At 62.4% G+C, this 22,305-nt stretch carries 13 protein-coding genes and 1 pseudogene; 10 read left to right on the top strand and 4 right to left on the bottom strand.

The genetic code is table 11. From position 1 onward, the window contains the following. Positions 1-11: 11 nt before the first annotated feature. The 6 genes and pseudogenes from rluB to truB all read left to right on the top strand — a co-directional run bounded on the left by rluB (position 12) and on the right by truB (position 8,683). Positions 12-1,823, top strand: coding sequence for a 23S rRNA pseudouridine(2605) synthase RluB (gene rluB, locus H1204_RS10220; protein WP_180728209.1), 1,812 nt, complete (start codon positions 12-14; stop codon positions 1,821-1,823). 449 nt (positions 1,824-2,272) lie between these two features. After that, entirely contained in the window at positions 2,273-2,731 is a 459-nt protein-coding gene (gene rimP, locus H1204_RS10215) for a ribosome maturation factor RimP (RefSeq protein ID WP_180730925.1), read from the top strand. Next, positions 2,728-4,202 (top strand): annotated as a pseudogene (nusA, locus tag H1204_RS10210) (transcription termination factor NusA). The gene rimP and the pseudogene nusA overlap by 4 nt, the downstream one beginning before the upstream one ends. A 96-nt stretch (positions 4,203-4,298) precedes the next feature. Beyond that, the gene (infB, locus tag H1204_RS10205) at positions 4,299-7,187 is read left to right on the top strand and encodes a translation initiation factor IF-2 (RefSeq protein WP_180728208.1); all 2,889 of its coding nucleotides are present in this window, start codon (positions 4,299-4,301) and stop codon (positions 7,185-7,187) included. Positions 7,188-7,366: 179 nt separating this feature from the next. Beyond that, on the top strand, positions 7,367-7,732 hold the full coding sequence (gene rbfA / locus H1204_RS10200) for a 30S ribosome-binding factor RbfA (RefSeq protein WP_036005647.1): 366 nt from the start codon (positions 7,367-7,369) through the stop codon (positions 7,730-7,732). A 24-nt stretch (positions 7,733-7,756) separates the two neighbouring features. Beyond that, positions 7,757-8,683, top strand: coding sequence for a tRNA pseudouridine(55) synthase TruB (gene truB, locus H1204_RS10195; RefSeq protein ID WP_180728207.1), 927 nt, complete (start codon positions 7,757-7,759; stop codon positions 8,681-8,683). Between the two features lie 236 nt (positions 8,684-8,919). Here truB and H1204_RS10190 read toward each other — a convergent pair whose 3' ends face one another. From H1204_RS10190 to H1204_RS10175, 4 genes are all read right to left on the bottom strand, one after another. After that, positions 8,920-10,485, bottom strand: coding sequence for a DHA2 family efflux MFS transporter permease subunit (locus tag H1204_RS10190; protein WP_180728206.1), 1,566 nt, complete (start codon positions 10,483-10,485; stop codon positions 8,920-8,922). A gap of 49 nt (positions 10,486-10,534) precedes the next feature. Next, positions 10,535-11,755 (bottom strand): EmrA/EmrK family multidrug efflux transporter periplasmic adaptor subunit, encoded by a 1,221-nt coding sequence (locus H1204_RS10185; RefSeq protein ID WP_180728205.1) that lies wholly within the window; start codon positions 11,753-11,755, stop codon positions 10,535-10,537. A 92-nt stretch (positions 11,756-11,847) separates the two neighbouring features. After that, on the bottom strand, positions 11,848-13,356 hold the full coding sequence (locus tag H1204_RS10180) for an efflux transporter outer membrane subunit (RefSeq protein ID WP_180728204.1): 1,509 nt from the start codon (positions 13,354-13,356) through the stop codon (positions 11,848-11,850). A 57-nt stretch (positions 13,357-13,413) separates the two neighbouring features. Continuing rightward, the gene (locus H1204_RS10175) at positions 13,414-13,929 is read right to left on the bottom strand and encodes a MarR family winged helix-turn-helix transcriptional regulator (RefSeq protein WP_180728203.1); all 516 of its coding nucleotides are present in this window, start codon (positions 13,927-13,929) and stop codon (positions 13,414-13,416) included. A 300-nt stretch (positions 13,930-14,229) separates the two neighbouring features. On the opposite strand from H1204_RS10175, the gene typA reads away from it, so the two are divergent. The 4 genes from typA (at position 14,230) to lpdA (ending at position 22,252) form a co-directional block, all read left to right on the top strand. Then, complete coding sequence (gene typA, locus H1204_RS10170; protein WP_180728202.1) at positions 14,230-16,056, top strand: translational GTPase TypA; 1,827 nt, start codon at positions 14,230-14,232, stop codon at positions 16,054-16,056. Positions 16,057-16,409: 353 nt separating this feature from the next. Then, the gene (locus H1204_RS10165) at positions 16,410-19,265 is read left to right on the top strand and encodes a 2-oxoglutarate dehydrogenase E1 component (protein ID WP_180728201.1); all 2,856 of its coding nucleotides are present in this window, start codon (positions 16,410-16,412) and stop codon (positions 19,263-19,265) included. 143 nt (positions 19,266-19,408) lie between these two features. Next, positions 19,409-20,686 (top strand): 2-oxoglutarate dehydrogenase complex dihydrolipoyllysine-residue succinyltransferase, encoded by a 1,278-nt coding sequence (gene odhB / locus H1204_RS10160; RefSeq protein ID WP_180728200.1) that lies wholly within the window; start codon positions 19,409-19,411, stop codon positions 20,684-20,686. 135 nt (positions 20,687-20,821) lie between these two features. Beyond that, positions 20,822-22,252, top strand: a complete 1,431-nt coding sequence (gene lpdA / locus H1204_RS10155; RefSeq protein WP_180728199.1) for a dihydrolipoyl dehydrogenase — start codon at positions 20,822-20,824, stop codon at positions 22,250-22,252. Positions 22,253-22,305: the final 53 nt, after the last annotated feature.

Below are 22,305 nucleotides of genomic sequence, written 5' to 3'. Positions count from 1 at the left end.
TTGAGGTTGTTTTGACAGACATCCACGACACCGATTCGTCCGAATCCGAGCGCGCCTTCGCTGCTGCGCGCCCCGACGAAACGCGCACGGCGCAAACGTCGGCGGGCGACAGCGAGCGCGGCGCGCAGGCGCCGGACGCCGAAGGCGACGAGCGTCCGCGCCGCGGCCTGCGACGCGGTCCGCGCAGCCTGATCGCGCGCCGCCGCGCGGGGACGAAGGCGAAGACGGCCGACGCTGCCGCGCAGCCGGCATCCGTCGTGACGGAAGCGCCGCCCGACGGCGAAGTCGTCGCGCAAGTGCGGATGCCGCGCAAGGACGCGGCCGCCAAGGGACAAGGCCAGGGCGGCCGTCGCGCGGGCGGCAAGGGACAAGGCCAGGGCGGCCAGCAGGGCCCGCGGCAAGGTAATCAAGGCAATCAGCGCAAGAGCCGTGGTGGCGATGCGAGTGACGTGGCGCCTGCGGCATCGGCCGAAGGCGACAAGCAGGACGATCTGTTCGCCTGGGTGACGTCGCCGGCCTTCGATGCCGACAACACCGGAACGGGCGGCGTGCGTGCGCCGATGCTGCGCCGTGGCCGGCCGGCCGCGCCCAAGCGCGTGCTGTCGCCGGACGACGACGCGCCCAAGCTGCACAAGGTGCTCGCCGAGGCGGGCATGGGCTCGCGCCGCGAGATGGAAGAGCTGATCGTCGCGGGCCGCGTGTCGGTCAATGGCGAGCCGGCGCACATCGGCCAGCGCATCATGCCGACCGATCTGGTGCGCATCAACGGCAAGCCCGTCAAGCGCAAGCTGCAGAACAAACCGCCTCGTGTGCTGCTGTATCACAAGCCGACGGGCGAAATCGTCAGTCATGCCGACCCGGAAGGCCGTCCGTCGGTATTCGACAAGCTGCCGCCGATGAAGACCGCGAAGTGGCTGGCTGTCGGCCGCCTCGACTTCAATACGGAAGGCTTGCTGATGCTGACCACGTCGGGCGATCTGGCGAACCGCTTCATGCATCCGCGTTACAGCGTCGAGCGTGAATACGCGGTGCGCGTGGTCGGAGAGCTGGCGGAAGGCAACCGGCAAAAGCTGTTGCACGGCGTTGAACTGGACGATGGTCCGGCGAACTTCCTGCGTATTCGCGACGGTGGCGGCGAAGGTACGAATCACTGGTATCACGTCGCGCTCGCCGAAGGGCGCAACCGCGAAGTGCGCCGAATGTTCGAAGCCGTCGGCCTGATGGTGAGCCGGCTGATCCGCACGCGTCACGGTCCGATCACGCTGCCGCGCGGCCTGAAGCGCGGCCGTTGGGAAGAACTCGAAGACAATCAGGTGCGCAGCCTGCTGGCGTCGGTGGGTCTGAAGGCGCCGGCCGAAGAGAAGGGCGGACGCCGTGGCGAGCCGGAGCGTCGTCAGCCTGATCCGATGCAGACGTCGATGGGCTTCATCAACCGCGAGCCGGTGCTGATGTCGCATGGACGTTTCGATCAGCAGCAGCCACGCGGTGGCGGTCAGAACCGGCGCGGCGGGAAGGGCGCGGGCGCATTCGGCGCATTGAATTCTGGCGTTGGCGGCGGCTTCGGCAATGCGAACCCCAATCGCGGCGAAGGGCGTGGCCGTCCTGGTCGCGGCGACGTCGACGGTAATCGCGCGCCTTCGGGCAATCGCGCGGCTGCGGGCGCCAATGCGAAGCGCGGCGGAAGCGGCGGTGGCCGCACGCCGAACGGCGCGCCGGGCGGCAACCGGTCGAGCAACGGCGGCAATCGCACCGGTGGTAATCCGAACGCCGGCGGCGGCAATCGCAGCGGCGGCGCGCCCCGCAACCGATCGCGCGGACGCTGATTGCGTCATCGTTGCGGGCACTCTTGATCTGCCCGTCGCGTGGCATGATTGAATGACCGGGGCGTTCGCGCCCCGGTTTGCGTTGGGCCTGCTTCGCCTACGCTGCTTCGCTGGTTTGCGTCGCGCGAGGCCATCGGCAGGAAATGCCGTAAAACACCCGGTTTCACGCCTTGATTACGGCGGAATCAGCCGCAAATGGGCGTCAGTGGCCGGTCGGCGGTTTGCGTTCATCGTGAAAAATGGCTACAATCACGAAGTCACTGGGCGTGCGGTTTCATGTGCGGCTCAGGTGCGACCACCGGCAATAAGATGATGGGCGTTTCGCCCATTTTTTTTTGCCGCTTAGTTTATGTGGATCGGCATCTCGGGTAGCACGAACGTGCGCCGGCTTGGCGCGCAGCTCGCGGGTGTATCGCGAAGGTTGCAGCGCGAACATCTTAGAGGGCACTGTGCAACTGACGGAACTGATTGAAACCACGGTCGTGGGCCTCGGCTATGAGCTCGTCGATCTCGAGCGCACCGGGCGCGGCATGCTGTGCGTGTATATCGACCAGCCCGCCGGCATCGGGATCGAAGACTGCGAAAAAGTTACCCGTCAGCTCCAGCACGTTCTGACGGTCGAAAACATCGATTACGAGCGTCTTGAAGTTTCGTCGCCGGGTCTCGACCGTCCGCTGAAAAAACTGGCGGACTTCGAACGCTTCGCGGGCAGCCAGGCGGTCATCACATTGAAAAAGCCATTGGACGGACGGAAATCGTACCGGGGCATCCTGCATGCGCCCGAAGGCGAAACGATCGGTCTGGAATTTGAAGGGAAGGAAGGCGCCGCGATGCTGGATTTCACGCTCGCGGATATCGACAAGGCACGCCTCGTTCCGAAAGTTGACTTTAGGAGCCGCAAACAATGAGTCGCGAAGTGTTGATGCTGGTGGATGCGCTGGCACGCGAAAAAAATGTCGACAAGGACGTGGTGTTTGCCGCGCTCGAGGCAGCGCTCGCGTCTGCATCCAAGAAACTCTTCGACGAAGACGCGGACATCCGCGTTCATATCGACCGTGAAAGCGGCGAGCACGAGACGTTCCGTCGCTGGAAAGTCGTGCCCGACGAAGCAGGGCTGCAGGAGCCGGATCAGGAAATCCTGCTGTTCGAAGCGCGTGAGCAGAAGTCCGATGCACAGATCGACGACTTCCTGGAAGAACCCGTTCCGTCCATCGAATTCGGCCGTATTGGCGCGCAAGCTGCCAAGCAGGTGATCCTGCAGAAGGTGCGCGACGCGGAACGCGAGCAGATCCTGAACGACTTCCTCGAGCGCGGCGAAAGCATCATGACGGGCACCGTCAAGCGTCTCGACAAGGGCAACTTCATCGTCGAATCGGGCCGTGTCGAAGCGCTGCTGCGCCGCGACCAGCTGATTCCGAAGGAAAACCTGCGCGTCGGCGACCGTGTGCGCGCGTACATCGGCAAGGTCGATCGCACTGCGCGCGGTCCGCAGATCGAACTGTCGCGTACGGCGCCCGAGTTCCTGATGAAGCTCTTCGAAATGGAAGTGCCGGAAATCGAGCAGGGCCTGCTGGAAATCAAGGCGGCTGCGCGTGATCCGGGCGTGCGCGCGAAGATCGGCGTGGTCGCGTACGACAAGCGCATCGACCCATCGGCACCTGCGTCGGCATTCGCGGCTCGCGCGTGCAGGCCGTGCGCAACGAGCTCGGTGGCGAAAACGTCGACATCGTGCTATGGTCGGAAGATCCCGCCCAGTTTGTGATCGGCGCGCTCGCGCCGGCAGCCGTCCAGTCGATCGTCGTCGATGAAGAAAAGCATTCGATGGACGTCGTCGTCGACGAAAACGAACTGGCCGTCGCTATCGGCCGCAGCGGCCAGAACGTGCGTCTTGCCAGCGAACTGACCGGCTGGCAGATCAACATCATGACGCCGGACGAGTCTGCGCAAAAGCAGAACCAGGAACGCAGCGTACTGCGCGACCTGTTCATGGCGCGTCTCGATGTCGACGAAGAAGTTGCCGACATCCTGATCGACGAAGGTTTCACGAGTCTCGAAGAGATCGCATACGTGCCGCTCAACGAGATGCTCGAAATCGAAGCATTCGACGAAGACACGGTTCACGAGCTGCGTAACCGCGCGCGTGACGCACTGTTGACGATGGCGATTGCGAACGAGGAGAAGGTCGAAGGCGTTGCGCTCGACCTGAAGAGCCTTGACGGTATGGACGACGAGCTGTTCGCGAAGCTGGCTGAACATCAGATCCATACACGCGACGAGCTGGCAGAACTGGCCGTCGACGAGCTGGTTGAGATGACCAGCATGAATGAAGACGCCGCCAAGGCGTTGATTATGAAGGCCCGTGAACACTGGTTTCAATGAGATCCAAGACCATGAACCACTGACCTGATCGCGGCCGTAAGGCTGCATGACCCGATGCTAACCGCAAGGAATTGGTCCTTGCATTAAGAGGAATGAATGGCGAGTAACAACGTAGCCCAATTTGCCGCGGAACTGAAAATGCCTGCAGGCGTGCTGCTCGAGCAGCTGCACGCGGCGGGTGTTCAGAAAGCGAGTGAGGACGATGCCTTGTCCGAAACGGACAAGGCGCGTCTGCTTGACCACTTGCGCAAGTCACACGGCTCGAACGATGCCGACAAGCGCAAGATCACGCTGACCAAGCGGCATACGTCGGAGATCAAGCAGTCCGACGCGACGGGTAAAGCTCGCACCATTCAGGTCGAGGTGCGCAAGAAGCGTACGTTCGTCCGCCGTGACGAAGCCGTCGAGCAAGGCGCGGAAGCATCGAACAATGTGGTCGAAGCGGAAGATCAGGAACTGCAGCGTCGCGAGGAAGAAGCGCGTCACGAGGCGGAACTGCTTGAGAAGCAGGCTCAGGAGCTGAAGGAGCGCCAGGAGCGTCTCGCGGCTGAAGAATCCGAGCGTCAGGCACGCGAACAGGCGGCCGAGGCGGAGCGTCGCCGCGCCGAAGAGGAAGCGGCGAAGAAGCGCGCGGCGGCGGTGGCCGAAGCGGCAGCTCGCGAGCAGGCCGAGCAGGAGCGTGCGTCGTCGCAGGACGAAGAGCGCGCGGCGGCAGAACGCGCAGCGCAGCGCGAAGCGGCGAAGAAGGCCGAAGACGCTGCACGCGAGCAGGCCGAAAAGACGCGTATCGAACAGGAAGAAATCGCGAAGCGCCGCGCCAAGGCGGAAGCCGAAGCACGCGCGATCCGCGAAATGATGAACACGCCGCGCAAGGCGCAGGTGAAGGCGCCGGAACCGGCACCGAAGCCCGCCGAACCGGCCAAGCCCGCTGAAGCAAAGGGCACGCTGCACAAGCCGGCGCGTCCGGCAGGCGAAACGTCGGCGCGTCCGGCTGCGAAGAAACCTGCGACCACCGCGGCACAACCGGCAGCGACTACGCAGCCGGCAGGTCCCGGCGGCGACAAGAAGAAGGCGGGCGGCAAGGGCGGCTGGCAGGACGACGCAGCGAAGCGCCGCGGCATCAAGACACGCGGCGACACGAGCGGCGGCGTCGATCGCGGCTGGCGCGGCGGTCCGAAGGGCCGTGGCAAACATCAGGAAGCCACGACCTTCCAGGCACCGACCGAACCGATCGTGCGTGAAGTGCATGTGCCGGAAACCATTACGGTGGCCGACCTTGCGCACAAGATGTCGGTGAAGGCTTCGGAAGTCATCAAGGTGATGATGAAGCTGGGCCAGATGGTCACGATCAACCAGATGCTGGACCAGGAAACGGCGATGATCGTCGTCGAAGAACTGGGCCACCATGCCGTCGCGGCGAAGCTGGACGATCCGGAAGCGATGCTGGTCGAAGGAGAAATCTCCGACGCGCCGCTGCTGCCGCGTCCTCCCGTCGTCACGGTCATGGGTCACGTCGACCACGGCAAGACCTCGCTGCTTGACTACATCCGTCGCGCGAAGGTTGCGGCGGGCGAAGCGGGCGGCATTACGCAGCACATCGGCGCGTATCACGTCGAAACGCCGCGCGGCGTCATCACGTTCCTCGACACGCCGGGTCACGAAGCGTTCACGGCAATGCGTGCACGCGGTGCGAAAGCAACCGACATCGTGATTCTGGTGGTCGCGGCGGATGACGGCGTGATGCCGCAGACGAAGGAAGCGATCTCGCACGCGAAGGCAGGCGGCGTACCGCTCGTCGTCGCGATCAACAAGATCGACAAGCCGGACGCGAATCCGGACCGCGTGAAGCAGGAACTCGTCGCGGAAGGCGTGGTGCCGGAAGAATACGGCGGCGATTCGCCGTTCGTGTCGGTGTCGGCCAAGACGGGCGCGGGTATCGACGATCTGCTCGAAAACGTGCTGCTGCAGGCGGAAGTGCTGGAACTGAAGGCACCTGTCGAAGCACCGGCCAAGGGTCTCGTGATCGAAGCGAAGCTCGACAAGGGTAAGGGTCCGGTTGCAACGATCCTCGTCCAGTCGGGTACGCTGAACCGCGGCGACGTCGTGCTGGCAGGCAGCGCCTACGGCCGCGTGCGTGCAATGCTCGACGAAACCGGCAAGCCGACCAAGGCGGCAGGTCCGTCGATCCCGGTCGAAATCCAGGGTCTGTCGGAAGTGCCGGCGGCGGGCGAAGAAGTCATCGTCATGCCGGACGACCGCAAGGCACGCGAAGTCGCACTGTTCCGTCAGGGCAAGTTCCGCGACGTGAAGCTGGCGAAGCAGCAGGCCGCGAAGCTGGAAAACATGCTCGAGCAGATGGGCGAAGGCGAAGTGCAGTACCTGCCGCTCATCGTCAAGGCCGACGTGCAAGGTTCGCAGGAAGCGCTGGTTCAGTCGCTGCTCAAACTGTCGAACGACGAAGTGCGCGTGCAGATCGTGCACAGCGCGGTCGGTGGCATCAGCGAGTCGGACGTCAATCTGGCGACAGCGTCGAAGGCGGTCATCATCGGCTTCAACACGCGTGCGGATGCGCAGGCGCGCAAGCTGGCGGAAACCAACGGTATCGACATCCGTTACTACAACATCATCTATGACGCAGTGGATGAGGTGAAGGCGGCGATGTCGGGCATGCTGGCGCCGGAGAAGCGCGAAGTCGTCACCGGCATGGTCGAAGTCCGTCAGGTATTCAAGGTGCCGAAGGTCGGCACGGTGGCGGGCTGTATGGTCACGGACGGTGTGGTCAAGCGTTCGTCGTCGGTGCGCGTGCTGCGCAACAACGTCGTCATCCACACGGGCGAGCTCGATTCGCTCAAGCGCTTCAAGGACGACGTCAAGGAAGTGCGCCAGGGCTTCGAATGCGGTATGTCGGTGAAGAACTTCAACGACGTCCAGGAAGGCGATCAGTTCGAAGTCTTCGAAGTCACGGAAGTCGCGCGTACGCTGTAATTCAGGCGTCAAGCGCATCAGGGGCGGGGCGGGGCGCTGAAGCCCGGTCCCGCCCCTTTGTTTTTGTATCGACTGTTTTGTCGTGTTTGCCGCGTTTGCGTTCGACTTGTCCGTGGCTCGCTGCCGCCGAATGCGCGACGAACATCTTGCTATCCGGCAGCACGGATCACGGATTCACCATGCCTAAGAAACGTACTTCTCCCAATCGCAATGTGCAGATCGCCGATCAGATTCAACGCGATCTGTCCGACCTGATCCGCGAGGTCAAAGACCCGCGTATCGGTATCGTCACGTTTCAGAGCGTCGAACTGACGCCTGACTATGCCCACGCGAAGGTCTATTTCACGACGCTGACGGGAGACCCGCATCAGACGCAGGACGCGCTCAATCACGCGGCGGGCCATTTGCACAACCTGCTGTTCAAGCGCCTGCATATCCACACGGTGCCGACGCTGCATTTCCACTACGACAAGACGATCGAGCGGGCGGTTGAGATGTCGCGCCTGATCGACGAAGCGAATGCTTCGCGCGCGAAAGACGACTGATCGCAGGTCGAGGCACGCGCACATATGACTCAGAATCAACGTCCCAAGGTGCCGCGCCGCGCGCTGGACGGCGTGCTGCTGCTCGACAAGCCGGTGGGCCTGTCGAGCAACGACGCGTTGATCCGCGCAAAGCGTCTGTATCTCGCGAAGAAGGCGGGCCACACGGGCACGCTCGATCCGCTCGCGTCGGGTCTTCTGCCGCTTTGTTTTGGTGAGGCGACGAAGTTTTCGCAAGACCTGCTGGAAGCGGATAAGACGTACGAAGCCACGATGCGGCTCGGGATTCGCACGACGACGGGCGATGCCGAAGGCGAAGCCATCGAAACGCGCGACGTCACGTGTGATCAGGGCGCTGTCGAAAGGGCGCTTGCGCAATTTCGCGGCGAGATCGTTCAGGTGCCTCCGATGTATTCAGCGCTCAAGCGCGACGGTAAGCCGTTATACGAGTACGCCCGCGCCGGGCAGACTGTCGAGCGCGAAGGGCGTCAGGTCACCATTCATGCGCTGGAGTTGATCGCATGTGCGTTGCCGGATGTGACGTTTCGCGTGACGTGTAGCAAGGGCACGTATGTCCGCACGCTGGCCGAGGATATTGGTGAGGCGCTCGGCTGCGGCGCGCATCTCGTGATGCTGCGGCGCACGGGCGTCGGCGCGTTGACGCTTGCTAATTCGGTGACGCTGGATGCGCTGTCCGATGCGCTGCCTGACCAGCGCGATGCGTGGCTTCAGCCGGTTGATGCGTTGCTGTCGACGTTTCCTTCTGTTCGGCTCGATGCTGAAGCGACTCGTCGGTTTTTGCATGGTCAGCGGTTACGGCTTGCTGATCTTTCTATTGATGAGAGTGTGCTTCACGCTACTCGTACGCGGGTTTATGCGAGTGAGGGCAAGCTGCTTGGGGTCGCGAGAGTGGGTGAGGGTGTGTTGGCGCCTGAGCGGTTAATCGTGAGTTAGGGTTAGGGTTTCGCTTTCGCGGTCTGGTTTTGGTTTTGCCTTTGCACTGGCATCCGCGTTTTGCCTTCGTGCTTCAAGCGTCGCCCCGCACAGGGGCGACGCTTGAAGCAAGCTCACAAAACGCGGATGCGAACGCAAAGGCTAGAACAACCAAACCGGCCGTGCCACGAAGGCAATACGCGGATACCAGCGAAAAGCAAACCAAACCGCCCGAAGTGCAAATCAAAAGCGTCTGTTCAATGCGCCGCCGACGCAGCAGCAGCCGAATCCCCACCACCCGCACGCTCAGGCTTGGTCACCCAGATCAACACAATCAGCGCAACAAAAATCCCCGCCGAAATATAAAACAGATCATTCACCCCAAGCTGCGCCGCCTGCTGCGTCGTCATCGAATTGACGAGCCCATACGCCTGCGACTGATTCAGCCCGAGCCCACTCATCTGTGTAACCGATTGATTGAACACAGGGTTATATGCATTCGCATGCTCGGTCAACTGGGCGTGATGCAGAATCGATCGATGATCCCACGCAGTCTCGAAGATCGACGTGCCGATCCCGCCACACATGATTCGAACGAAGTTCGACAGCCCCGACGCCGCCGGAATCCGGTTCCCCGGCAATCCCGACAGCGTGATCGACACGAGCGGAATGAAGAACCCGGCCATACCGATCCCCTGGATCAACGTCGGCAGCATTAGCGAATAGGTATCGACGCCCGTCGTATAACGCGATCGCATCCAGAAACACAGCGCGAACACCAGAAACGACGCCGTCGAGATATAGCGCGGATCGGTGCGCGGCAAAATCTTGCCCGTCAGCGGCGAAAGAATGATCGCGAACACGCCGACAGGCGCCATCACGAGACCCGCGTCCGTCGCCGTGTAGCCAATGTCGGTTTGCAGCCAAAGCGGCAGCAGCACGAGATTGCCGAAGTACAGGCCATAGCCGATCGCGAGCGCCACCGTGCCGCCCGTGAAATTGCGCAGCTTGAACAGCGACAGATCAACGACAGGATGCTTGTCCGTCAACTCCCACACGATAAAGAACGCCAATGCGATCACGGCCGTGATCGCGAGCACCACGACCGTCGTCGATGAGAACCAGTCGAGATCCTTGCCCTTGTCGAGCATCACCTGCAACGAGCCGACCCACGTGATCAGCAGCACGAGACCGACCATATCGATCGGCGCCTTCTTAATGACGGAATCGCGGTTGCGGAAGATCGCCCATGTGGCGAGCGCGGCGATGATCCCGACCGGGATATTCACGTAGAAAATCCACGGCCACGAGATGTTGTCCGAAATCCAGCCACCAAGAATAGGACCGGCGACGGGCGCGATCAATGTCGTCATCGCCCACATGGACAGCGCCATCGGCGCTTTCGCGCGTGGATAACTCGCGAGCAACAGCGTTTGCGACAGCGGAATCATCGGACCGGCCACCGCGCCCTGCAGCACGCGCGAGGCGAGCAGGAACGGCAGATTCGGCGAGAGCCCGCACATCCACGACGAGATCACGAACAACACGATCGACGCCATGAACAGGCGCACCTGGCCGATGCGGTCGGTGAGCCAGCCGGTGAGCGGCACGGAGATCGCATTGGCGACCGCGAACGACGTGATCACCCACGTGCCCTGGTCGGACGACACCCCGAGGTCGCCGGAGATCGACGGGATCGACACGTTCGCAATCGACGTGTCCAGCACGTTCATGAAAACGGCGAGCGACACCGCGATGGTGCCGATCACCAGTTGCGCGCCCTCGAGCGGCGGGTGAGGGACTTGCGCTTGAGACTGAGCCATCTATTGTTCGAACCTTGTCTAATGCAGATGCGTGGCAGATGCGTACCGCTTACATCAGCTTGGCCGCGGTCTTCGATCCCGTCCCCGCCTTCTGCGGCTGACCTGCATTCGGGCCGGCGTTTTCAGTGATGATGCGGGCGATTTCCGCATCGGCCTGATCGCCGTACTTGTCGAACACGTTGGTCTGATACACGGTGTTCACCGCGCTGCCGAGTTCGCCGCCCGTGTCGTCCTTGATGCTCACTTCGACCTGCATCGACAGGCCGATGCGCAGCGGATGCTTCTCCAGTTCCTGCGGATCGAGCGCGATACGCACGGGCAGACGCTGCACGACCTTGATCCAGTTTCCCGTCGCGTTCTGAGCGGGCAGCAGTGAGAACGCCGAACCCGTACCTGCCGAGAAGCCGACCACCTTGCCTTGATACTTGACCGACGAGCCGTACACGTCCGCCGTCAGTTCGACGGGCTGGCCGATGCGCATGTGCTTGAGCTGCACTTCCTTGAAGTTCGCGTCGACCCACACGGCGTTCAGCGGCACGATCGCCATCAGCGGATTGCCCGGCGCGACGCGCTGGCCGACCTGCACCGAGCGCTTCGCGACGTAGCCTGTGACGGGCGCGGGCAGCGTGTTGCGCGCGTTGTTCAGATACGCGTCGCGGACCTTGGCGGCTGCGGCCTGCACGTTCGGGTGGCTCGCGATCGTCGTGTTCGCCGTCAGCGCGCGGTTGGACGCGAGTTGCTGCTGCGACGCGTCGAGCGCGGCTTGTGCGCTCTTGACGGCATCGCGTGCGTGCGAGATTTCTTCCTGCGACACAGCGCCCGTCTGGGCGACCTGCATGCGGCGCTTCAAATCGTCCTGCGCGCGCGACAGGTCCGACTGGCGCACGGCGACCTGCGCCTGGTACTGGCTGTCGTCGGCGTAGAGGCCGCGCACCTGGCGCACGACCTGGCCGAGATTCGCTTCCGCCGATTGCAGCGCGATGCGCGAGTCCGCGGGATCGAGGACGACGAGCGGATCACCGACCTTGACGGTCTGCGTGTCGTCCGCGTTCACGGCGACGACGGTGCCCGTCACCTGCGGCGTGATCTGCACGACGTTACCGTTCACGTACGCGTCGTCGGTCTCTTCGTGGAAACGCGCGACGAGGAAGTAGTAAAGGCCGTACGCGATCGCGGCAATCAGGATCACGATGACGAGCAGCGTCATCATGCGCTTGCGTTTGCCGTTGCTGGCCGGCTGCGCGTTCGCGGGTTGTTGGGGCGTGCTCATGGATATGCTCCGGATTCTGTCAGTCTGTATCGTTTATTCGGATCGCAATCGGGTGTGCGTGTGCTTGTGCTTGTGCCGGGGCTATTGCGCGCTCAGTTCGCCGCGTGGGCCGTCGAGGCCGACGAAGCGGGAGCATCCGTCGGCACGATGAGGCCCGTCTGCGTCGCGTCGAAACCGCCGCCGAGCGCCTTGATCAGCGCGATCTGCAGATCGCGGCGGCGCATCTTCAGATTCGTCACGGTCTGTTCGGCGGAGAGGCGGTTCTGATCGGCTGTCAGCACCTGCAATTGTGGCGAGAGACCCGCCTTGTAGCGGATCACGGCGAGCTCGTACGCTTTCGTCGACGCGTCGAGCGCGCGTTGCGCGTCGCCTTGCTGGTGATCCAGCGAGCGGATCGACGAAATCTGCGTGGCCACGTCTGACAGCGCGCCGATGAGCGTCTGGTTGTAGTTTGCGATGTCGAGGTCGAAGTCGGCGTAGCGGCCCTTCAGTTGCGAGCGCAGCGCGCCGGCGTCGAAAATGGGCAGATGGATTGCCGGGCCGAACTGGATCTGGCGGCTCGACGAGGTCAGGAATTTGCCCCAGCCGAACGCATCGAAACCGAAACCGGCAGCGAGGTTCACGTCCGGGAAGAACTCAGCCTTCGCTTCCTTCACGTCGTGCATCGCGGCTTCGACCTGCCAGCGCGCGGCGACGATGTCCGGGCGGCGCGAGATGAGATCGGCGGGTACGTTGTCGGGCAGCGTGACGGCACCGCCAGGGTTGAACACCGGCTTGGCGATCTGCAGGCCGCGGTCCGGCCCCTTGCCGAGCAGCGCGCCGAGTTCGTAGCGCGTGGTCGTGATCTGGCCGTCGAGTTCCGTCAGGTTCGACTGGCTTGTCGCGATGTTGCCGTTGGCCGTCTGACGCTCGACGTTCGTGTCGAGGCCGGCTTTCACGCGGTCGTTTGCAATGACGCCGATCGTCTGACGATTCTTGATCTCGCGCTCGGCGATGTCGCGCAGCGCATACAACTGCGCGAGCGAGTTGTACGTACGCGCAACCGACGCTGCGAGGGTCACGCGCGCCTGCTGCATGTCCGCCTCAGCTGCCTTTTCCTGCGACACGGCCTGGCCGAGCCGCTGGCGGTTCTTACCCCACAAGTCGAGATCCCAGGACGCGCTGGCGAGCACGTTGTTTTCGCTGTACCACGTCCCACCGTAGGGCGGCGGGAATAGCGCATTGGCGGAATACAGCTCGCGGGTCCACGAATAGCTGCCCTCGACCTTCGGATAAAGCGCCGACTTCGACGATTCGATATAGGACGAAGCCTTCGCGATGCGCGCCTGCGCCTGCGCGATCGACGGATTGCCTTCGAGCGCTTCCGCGATCAGCTTCGGCAACTGCGGGTCGCCGAACTGGCCGGCCCAATCGAGCGCCGGCCACTGGCCGCCTTCGGCGGGCAGGCTTTGCGACGCTTCGAATTGCGAGGTCGACGCAATCTTGTTGTCGTTCTTCAGATCGAAATAGTTCGCGCAGCCGGCGAGGGCGAACGCCGCCACGGCTGCGGCGACGGCCGCACGGCACGACGAAGCGGGCGCGGGCCTGGAAAGGAATTTCATCGCTCGACTCTTTGCGTGTAATGGCATTTTTCTATAATGGACGATGCAACTAATTTCTTACGATTTGTTATCGGTATTGCTTGCCGAGTCACGGGTTTCGCTGACCACTTCGCAGCTGTTCGCGAGCACCCGTCTCAGAAGACTTTTGAGGAATCCCGTTTCCTCTGGCGAAAAGCCGGATAGCAGTTTCTCGGTCACGCTGGTGAAGACAGCCGGCATGCGCGCGGCGATTGCGTGACCTTCGGCCGTCAGCGCAAGGCGCACGGCGCGCCGGTCTTCAGCGCTGCGCACCCGCGTCAGCAGACCGCGTTTTTCGAGGCGATCGATCAGGCGCGTGACGGCGCTGGCGTCGATGCCGTATTCCCGAGCGAGTTCGGCGGCGAGCAGGCATTTGCCGCTGGCAACCATGAACAGCACGCTGGCCTGCTGGCTGGTGATACCGAGTTCGGCCATCGTGCGTTGCGTCACGAGGTTCGACATGGTCGATTTCACGCGGGAGATCAGATAGCCGACGCTCTCGCCCAGCTGGTATTCGCTAACCTCGGGCGATGGCGTGTGGGACGTTTCGGTCATGATTCTCATGCGAATGCAATGGTTGACTATGCAGGATTGTAGAGACGAATAATTGACGCGGCAAGCGTTATTACAGCTTAGGCAAGGATCTTTCTCGCGCCAGAAAAGAGTGCGCGGCGGCTGCGCGCGGCGTGTTGCATGTCGCTTTATTGAGGCAGTGGAGTCCGGTATCAGGGAATACCAGAAAAGCGTCACTCGTTCGTGCTATACTTATTGGTTCCCAAAAGTGCGCTTTGGGCTTGGCGAAGGTGGCTGGGCAGGTGGCGCACTCCACTCGTATCCCAGCGTCTCCAGGTTCCTATGTCCCGCGCTCTTCGCAACATCGCCATCATCGCTCACGTCGACCACGGCAAAACCACGCTCGTCGACCAGCTGCTCCGCCAGTCCGGTACCTTCCGCGAAAACCAGCAGATCGCTGAACGCGTGATGGATTCGAACGACATCGAAAAAGAGCGTGGCATCACCATTCTCGCCAAGAATTGCGCCGTCGAATACGAAGGCACGCACATCAACATCGTCGACACCCCGGGCCACGCCGACTTCGGCGGTGAAGTGGAGCGTGTGCTGTCGATGGTCGATTCCGTGCTGCTGCTCGTCGACGCCGTCGAAGGCCCGATGCCGCAAACCCGCTTCGTGACGAAAAAGGCGCTTGCGCTGGGTCTGAAGCCGATCGTCGTGATCAACAAGATCGACCGTCCGGGCGCGCGTATCGACTGGGTGATCAACCAGACGTTCGACCTGTTCGACAAGCTCGGCGCATCCGAAGACCAGCTTGACTTCCCGATCGTCTACGCGTCGGGCCTGAACGGTTATGCCGACCTGGACCCGAGCGTGCGCGAAGGCACGATGCGCCCGCTGTTCGAAGCGATTCTCGAACACGTGCCCGTTCGCCCGGCCGATCCGGACGGTCCCCTGCAGTTGCAGATCACGTCGCTGGATTACTCGACGTACGTCGGCCGTATCGGCGTGGGCCGTATCACGCGCGGCCGTATCAAGCCGGGTCAGCAGGTCGTGATCCGCTTCGGTCCGGAAGGCGAAATCCTGAGCCGCAAGATCAACCAGGTGCTGTCGTTCGAAGGCCTCGAGCGCGTGCAGGTCGCTGAAGCCGAAGCGGGCGACATCGTGCTGATCAACGGCATCGAAGAAGTCGGCATCGGCGCGACGATCTGCGCGCCGGAAGCGCCCGAAGCGCTGCCGATGATCACCGTCGACGAACCCACGCTGACGATGAACTTCCTCGTGAATTCGTCGCCGCTCGCAGGCAAGGAAGGCAAGTTTGTCACGAGCCGCCAGATCCGCGATCGTCTGATGAAGGAACTGAACCACAACGTCGCGCTGCGCGTGAAAGACACCGGCGACGAAACCGTGTTCGAAGTGTCGGGCCGTGGCGAGTTGCACCTGACCATCCTGATCGAAAACATGCGCCGCGAAGGCTACGAGATGGCCGTGTCGCGTCCGCGCGTCGTGCTGCATGAAGTCGACGGCGTGAAGCACGAGCCGTACGAACTGCTGACGGTCGACCTCGAAGACTCGCACCAGGGCGGCGTCATGGAAGAGCTTGGCCGCCGCAAGGGCGAAATGCTCGACATGGCGTCGGACGGCCGTGGCCGTACGCGCCTCGAGTACCGCATTCCGGCGCGTGGCCTGATCGGTTTCCAGGGCGAATTCCTGACGCTCACGCGCGGCACAGGCCTGATGAGCCACGTGTTCGACGAATACGCGCCCGTCAAGGACGGTTCGCTCGGCGAGCGCCGCAACGGCGTGCTGATCTCGCAAGACGACGGCGCGGCTGTCGCCTACGCACTGTGGAAACTGCAGGATCGCGGCCGCATGTTCGTGAAGCCGGGCGACGCGCTGTACGAAGGCATGATCATCGGCATTCATAGCCGTGACAACGACCTCGTCGTGAACCCGATCAAGGGCAAGCAGCTGACCAACGTGCGTGCGTCGGGCACTGACGAAGCCGTGCGCCTCGTGCCGGCGATCCAGATGTCGCTGGAATACGCGGTCGAATTCATCGACGAAGACGAACTCGTTGAAGTGACGCCGCAAAGCATCCGTCTGCGCAAGCGCCATCTGAAGGAACACGAGCGCCGCCGCGCAAGCCGCGAAGCAGCCGTCGACTGATCGCGCGAAGTCTCGCGAAAGTCTCAGTGAAAAGCCGCCCTCGGGCGGCTTTTTGCATTGGCGTTGCGCGTTTCGCTGCAGAGCTTCCTATAAGCGCCTAAAGTATTCTTCTGCAGTGCCGCAAACACTGTTGCGCAAGCATAAAACTTGCCGCAAAGCCCCGTACCACGGGCTTTCCAGTTGGGACCTGTCCTATGTCAACTATGGGTTATGTGATATGCTCCCGCGAGTGCAAGTTTTAGGTCCTTCCAAGCAAGACTTGATTCGCGCAATCCGCTAAACGGTCAGGCCGTGTCGCGGAAGGTTCAGTAACCCGCTATTTCTCGAGAAGCTCGAAGAAAGGTGAGCGTAAAATGATGAAGCAATTCCAGTCGAACTCGTATCTGTTCGGCGGCAATGCTCCGTACGTAGAAGAGTTGTACGAAGCATATCTCGACAATCCCGCGTCAGTGCCCGAGACCTGGCGCAATTATTTCGACGCCCTGCAGAACGTTCCTGCATCGGATGGCACCAGTGCCAACGACGTGGCCCATGGCCCGATCGTCGAATCATTTGCTCAGCGCGCAAAGGCGAACGCCTTCCTGCCGCGCACGGGCGGTGAAGATCTCACCACCGCGCGTAAGCAAGTCTATGTGCAGTCCCTGATCGGCGCATATCGCTTCCTCGGCTCGCAATGGGCCAACCTCGATCCTCTGAAGCGCCGCGAACGTCCGAACATTCCCGAGCTTGAACCTGCGTTCTACGACTTCACCGAAGCCGACATGGACCAGACGTTCAACACGAACAACCTGTACTTCGGTTTCGAGCAGGCTTCGTTGCGGGACATCGTCAAGGCGTTGCGCGACACGTACTGCGGCACGATCGGCGCCGAGTACATGTACCTGAGCGATCCGGAACAGAAGCGCTGGTGGAAGGAACGTCTCGAATCGATCCGCTCCACGCCGAACTTCACGGCTGACAAGAAGAAGCACATCCTGAACCGTCTGACGGCAGCAGAAGGCCTCGAGCGCTTCCTGCACACCAAGTACGTCGGTCAGAAGCGCTTCTCGCTGGAAGGCGGCGAAAGCTTCATCGCATCGATGGACGAAGTCGTGCACCACGCAGGCAAGAGCGGCGTGCAGGAAATCGTCATCGGCATGGCGCACCGTGGCCGTCTGAATGTGCTGGTCAACACGCTGGGCAAGATGCCCGCCGACCTGTTCGCCGAATTCGAAGGCAAGCACGTCGACGACCTGCCCGCAGGCGATGTGAAGTACCACAAGGGCTTCTCGTCGGATGTCGCGACGGAAGGCGGCCCGGTTCACCTGTCGCTCGCGTTCAACCCGTCGCACCTCGAAATCGTCAACCCGGTGGTCGAAGGCTCGGCGAAGGCCCGTATGGACCGTCGCGGCGACGAGAACGGCCTGCAAGTGCTGCCCGTGCAGATCCACGGCGACGCCGCCTTCGCAGGCCAGGGCGTCGTGATGGAAACGCTGAACCTCGCGCAAACGCGCGGTTACGGCACGCACGGCACGCTGCACATCGTCATCAACAACCAGATCGGCTTCACCACGTCCGACCCGCGCGACGCACGCTCCACGCTGTATTGCTCGGACGTCGTCAAGATGATCGAAGCGCCCGTGCTGCACGTGAATGGCGACGATCCTGAAGCTGTCGTGCTGGCCACGCAAATGGCCATCGACTTCCGGATGCAGTTCCACAAGGATGTCGTGATCGACATCATCTGCTTCCGCAAGCTGGGCCACAACGAGCAGGACACGCCGGCCGTCACGCAGCCGCTGATGTACAAGACGATCGCCAAGCACCCGGGCACGCGCGCGCTGTACGCAGAACGCCTCGTGCAGCAAGGCGTCATCACCGCCGATCAAGGCGATGAATTCGTCAAGGCATACCGCAAGGCGATGGACGAAGGTCACCACACGGTCGACCCGGTCCTGTCGAACTACAAGAGCAAGTACGCTGTCGACTGGGTTCCGTTCCTGAACCGCAAGTGGACGGACGCAGCGGATACCGCAGTGCCGCTCGCCGAACTCAAGCGTCTGGCCGAGCGCATCACGACGATCCCCGAAGGCTTCAAGGTTCACCCGCTCGTCGAGCGCGTGATCAACGACCGCCGTGCAATGGGCCGTGGCGAAGCGCAACTCGACTGGGGCATGGGCGAGCATCTGGCCTTCGCGTCGCTGGTTGCATCGGGTTATGCCGTGCGCCTGACGGGTCAGGACTCGGGCCGTGGCACGTTCACGCACCGTCACGCAGTGCTGCACGACCAGAACCGCGAACGCTGGAACGACGGCACGTACGTGCCGCTGCAGAACATCGCCGAAGGTCAGGCGAAGTTCACGGTGATCGACTCGGTGCTGTCCGAAGAAGCCGTGCTCGGCTTCGAATACGGCTACTCGACGGCTGAGCCGAACACGTTCGTCGCGTGGGAAGCGCAGTTCGGCGACTTCGTGAATGGCGCGCAGGTCGTGATCGACCAGTTCATCTCGTCGGGCGAAGTGAAGTGGGGCCGCGTGTCGGGCCTGACGATGCTGCTGCCGCACGGCTACGAAGGCCAGGGTCCGGAGCACTCGTCGGCGCGTATCGAACGCTTCCTGCAGCTGTGCGCAGATCACAACATGCAGGTCGTTCAACCGACCACGCCGGCACAGGTTTTCCACCTGCTGCGCCGCCAGATGATCCGTCTGTTCCGCAAGCCGCTCGTCGTCTTCACGCCGAAGTCGCTGCTGCGTCACAAGGAAGCCGTGTCGGATCTGTCGGAACTCGCGAAGGGCTCGTTCCAGCCGGTTCTCAGCGAAACGGACGATTCGATCGACGCCAAGAAGGTCAAGCGCGTGCTGGTCTGCTCGGGCCGCGTGTACTACGACCTGCTCGCGCATCGCCGCGAAGCGAAGGCACAAGACGTCGCGATCGTGCGTATCGAACAGCTGTATCCGTTCGCGCACAAGCAGTTCGAATCCGAACTGAAGAAGTACGACAACGCAACCGAAGTGGTGTGGGTGCAGGACGAGCCGCAGAATCAGGGCCCGTGGTTCTACATCGAACATCACCTGCGCGAAGGCATGAAGGAAGGACAGAAGCTGGCATACAGCGGCCGTCCCGCTTCGGCTTCGCCCGCTGTCGGCTACTACGCGAAGCACTACGAGCAGCAGAAGGCGCTGATCGAAGGCGCGTTTGGCCGTCTGAAAGGCGCGTCCATCGTTAAATAACCACAGAGAGCGAACCGGGAAAGCGCTGAGCGCTTTCCCGCCCCGCGTCTGAACATCCCATGTAAGCGCGACTACTACGCGCAAATATCGGACGCGGCTCGCACAAGGTTCGTTGTCATCCGATACGTATTCAGAGAAATCAAATGGCTATTGTTGAAGTCAAGGTCCCCCAGCTGTCCGAGTCGGTCTCGGAAGCCACGATGCTGCAGTGGAAGAAGAAGCCGGGCGAAGCTGTCGCCCAGGACGAAATCCTGATCGAAATCGAAACCGACAAGGTCGTGCTCGAAGTGCCGGCTCCGTCGGCAGGCGTGCTCGCGCAGGTCATCAAGAACGACGGCGATATCGTGGTCGCCGACGAAGTGATCGCGAAGATCGATACGGAAGGCAAGGCGGGCGAAGCGGCTGTCGAAGCCGAAGTCAAGCCGGCTCCGCAAGCTGAGCCGGCAGCCGCGGCTGCACCGGCACAGGCTGCCGCTGTGGCGGGCGCAAGCACCACGGCGTCGCCGGCTGCGACGAAGATTCTGGCCGAGAAGGGCGTCGCTGCGGGCGACGTCGCCGGCACGGGCCGCGATGGCCGCATCACGAAGCAGGATGCCGTCGCCGCAGGCGCACCGGCTGCCAAGGCTGCGCCGGCACCGGCCGCAGCGCCCGCACGCGCTGTCAAGAAGCCGGCTCTGCCGCAAGTGGGCGCGCCGGCATCGGCCGACCAGTGGCTCAAGGACCGTCCGGAACAGCGCGTGCCGATGTCGCGTCTGCGCGCGCGTATCGCCGAGCGTCTGCTCGAATCGCAGCAAACCAACGCCATCCTAACGACGTTCAACGAAGTGAACATGGCGCCCGTCATGGACCTGCGCAACAAGTACAAGGACAAGTTCGAGAAGGAACATGGCGTGAAGCTCGGCTTCATGTCGTTCTTCGTGAAGGCGGCTGTCCACGCGCTGAAGAAGTTCCCGCTGGTGAACGCATCGATCGACGGTAACGACATCGTCTATCACGGCTACTTCGACATCGGTATCGCTGTCGGCTCGCCGCGTGGTCTGGTGGTGCCGATCCTGCGCAACGCTGACCAGATGAGCCTTGCGGACATCGAGAAGAAGATCGCCGAATTCGGCCAGAAGGCGAAGGACGGCAAGCTGTCGATCGAAGAAATGACGGGTGGTACGTTCTCGATCTCGAACGGCGGCGTGTTCGGCTCGATGCTGTCGACCCCGATCATCAACCCGCCGCAATCGGCGATCCTCGGCGTGCACGCAACGAAGGAACGCGCAGTGGTCGAAAACGGCCAGATCGTGATCCGCCCGATGAACTATCTGGCGCTGTCGTACGACCACCGTATCATCGACGGCCGCGAAGCCGTGCTGTCGCTGGTTGCCATGAAGGACGCGCTGGAAGATCCGGCCCGTCTGCTGCTCGACCTGTAATGCCTGACGCGCGGCGGCTTGAAGTTGCGGGCCGCCGTCGCGATATAGGTATCGGGTGTCTCTCGCATTTCCGCAGTATCTGAAGCCACGCGCGCCGCGAAGCGCGGCCGCGTCGGTTAGCCAAAAAGGATAGTCATGTCCAAAGAATTTGACGTCGTCGTGATCGGTGCCGGTCCCGGCGGCTACATCGCGGCCATTCGCGCTGCGCAACTCGGCAAGACGGTTGCCTGTATCGAAAAGTGGAAGAACCCGGCCGGCGCGCTGAAGCTGGGCGGCACGTGCCTGAACGTCGGCTGCATTCCGTCGAAGGCGTTGCTGGCGTCGTCGGAAGAGTTCGAAAACGCGTCGCATCACCTCGCGGACCACGGCATCAGCGTGGAAAACGTGAAGGTCGATATCGCGAAGATGCTGGCCCGCAAGGAAGGCATCGTCGAAAAGATGACGAAGGGCATCGAGTTCCTGTTCCGCAAGAACAAGATCACGTGGCTCAAGGGCCACGGCAAGTTCACGGGCAAGACGGACGCCGGTGTGCAGATCGAAGTGTCGGGCGAAGGCGAAACGGAAGTGGTCACGGCGAAGAACGTGATCATCGCGACGGGCTCGAAGGCGCGTCACCTGCCGAACGTTCCCGTCGACAACAAGATCGTCGCGGACAACGAAGGCGCGCTGTCGTTCACCGAAGTGCCGAAGAAGCTCGCTGTGATCGGCGCGGGCGTGATCGGCCTGGAACTGGGCTCGGTGTGGCGCCGCCTGGGCTCGGAAGTCACCGTGCTCGAAGCGCTGCCTGAATTCCTCGGCGCCGCTGACCAGGCGCTCGCGAAGGAAGCCGCGAAGCAGTTCAAGAAGCAGGGCCTCGATATTCACGTCGGCGTGAAGGTCGGCGAAGTGAAGGCAAGCGACAACAGCGTGTCGATCGCTTACACGGACAAGGACGGCAACGCGAAGACGCTCGACGCGGACCGCCTGATCGTGTCGATCGGCCGCGTGCCGAATACCGACAACCTCGGTCTCGAAGCGATCGGCCTGAAGGCGAACGAGCGCGGCTTCATCGACGTCGACGACCATTGCGCGACGTCGGTGCCGAACGTGTACGCGATCGGCGACGTGGTGCGCGGCCCGATGCTCGCGCACAAGGCCGAAGACGAAGGCGTGCTGGTTGCCGAAATCATCGACGGCCAGAAGCCGCACATCGACTACAACTGCGTGCCGTGGGTCATCTACACGGAACCGGAAATCGCGTGGGTCGGCAAGACGGAGCAGCAACTGAAGGCTGAAGGCCGCGAAGTCAAGACGGGCCAGTTCCCGTTCATGGCGAACGGACGCGCGCTCGGCATCAACAAGGCGGATGGTTTCGTCAAGATGATCGCCGACGCGAAGACGGACGAACTGCTCGGCGTGCACATCATCTCGGCGAACGCGTCGGATCTGATCGCTGAAGCGGTTGTAGCGATGGAGTTCAAGGCTGCGTCGGAAGACATCGGCCGTATCTGCCATCCGCACCCGTCGCTGTCTGAAGTGATGCGTGAAGCGGCACTCGCCGTCGACAAGCGCGCGCTGAACATGTAAGACGCATCTGCCCAGTTCTGAACTACGCTGAACATGGGCTGAAAGCGAAACAC

Source organism: Paraburkholderia sp. PGU19, assembly GCF_013426915.1.
In the GTDB taxonomy this organism is placed as follows: Bacteria; Pseudomonadota; Gammaproteobacteria; order Burkholderiales; family Burkholderiaceae; genus Paraburkholderia.
Note: the sequence above shows the minus strand (reverse complement) of the source record. Positions and strands in the feature narration are given on the sequence as shown.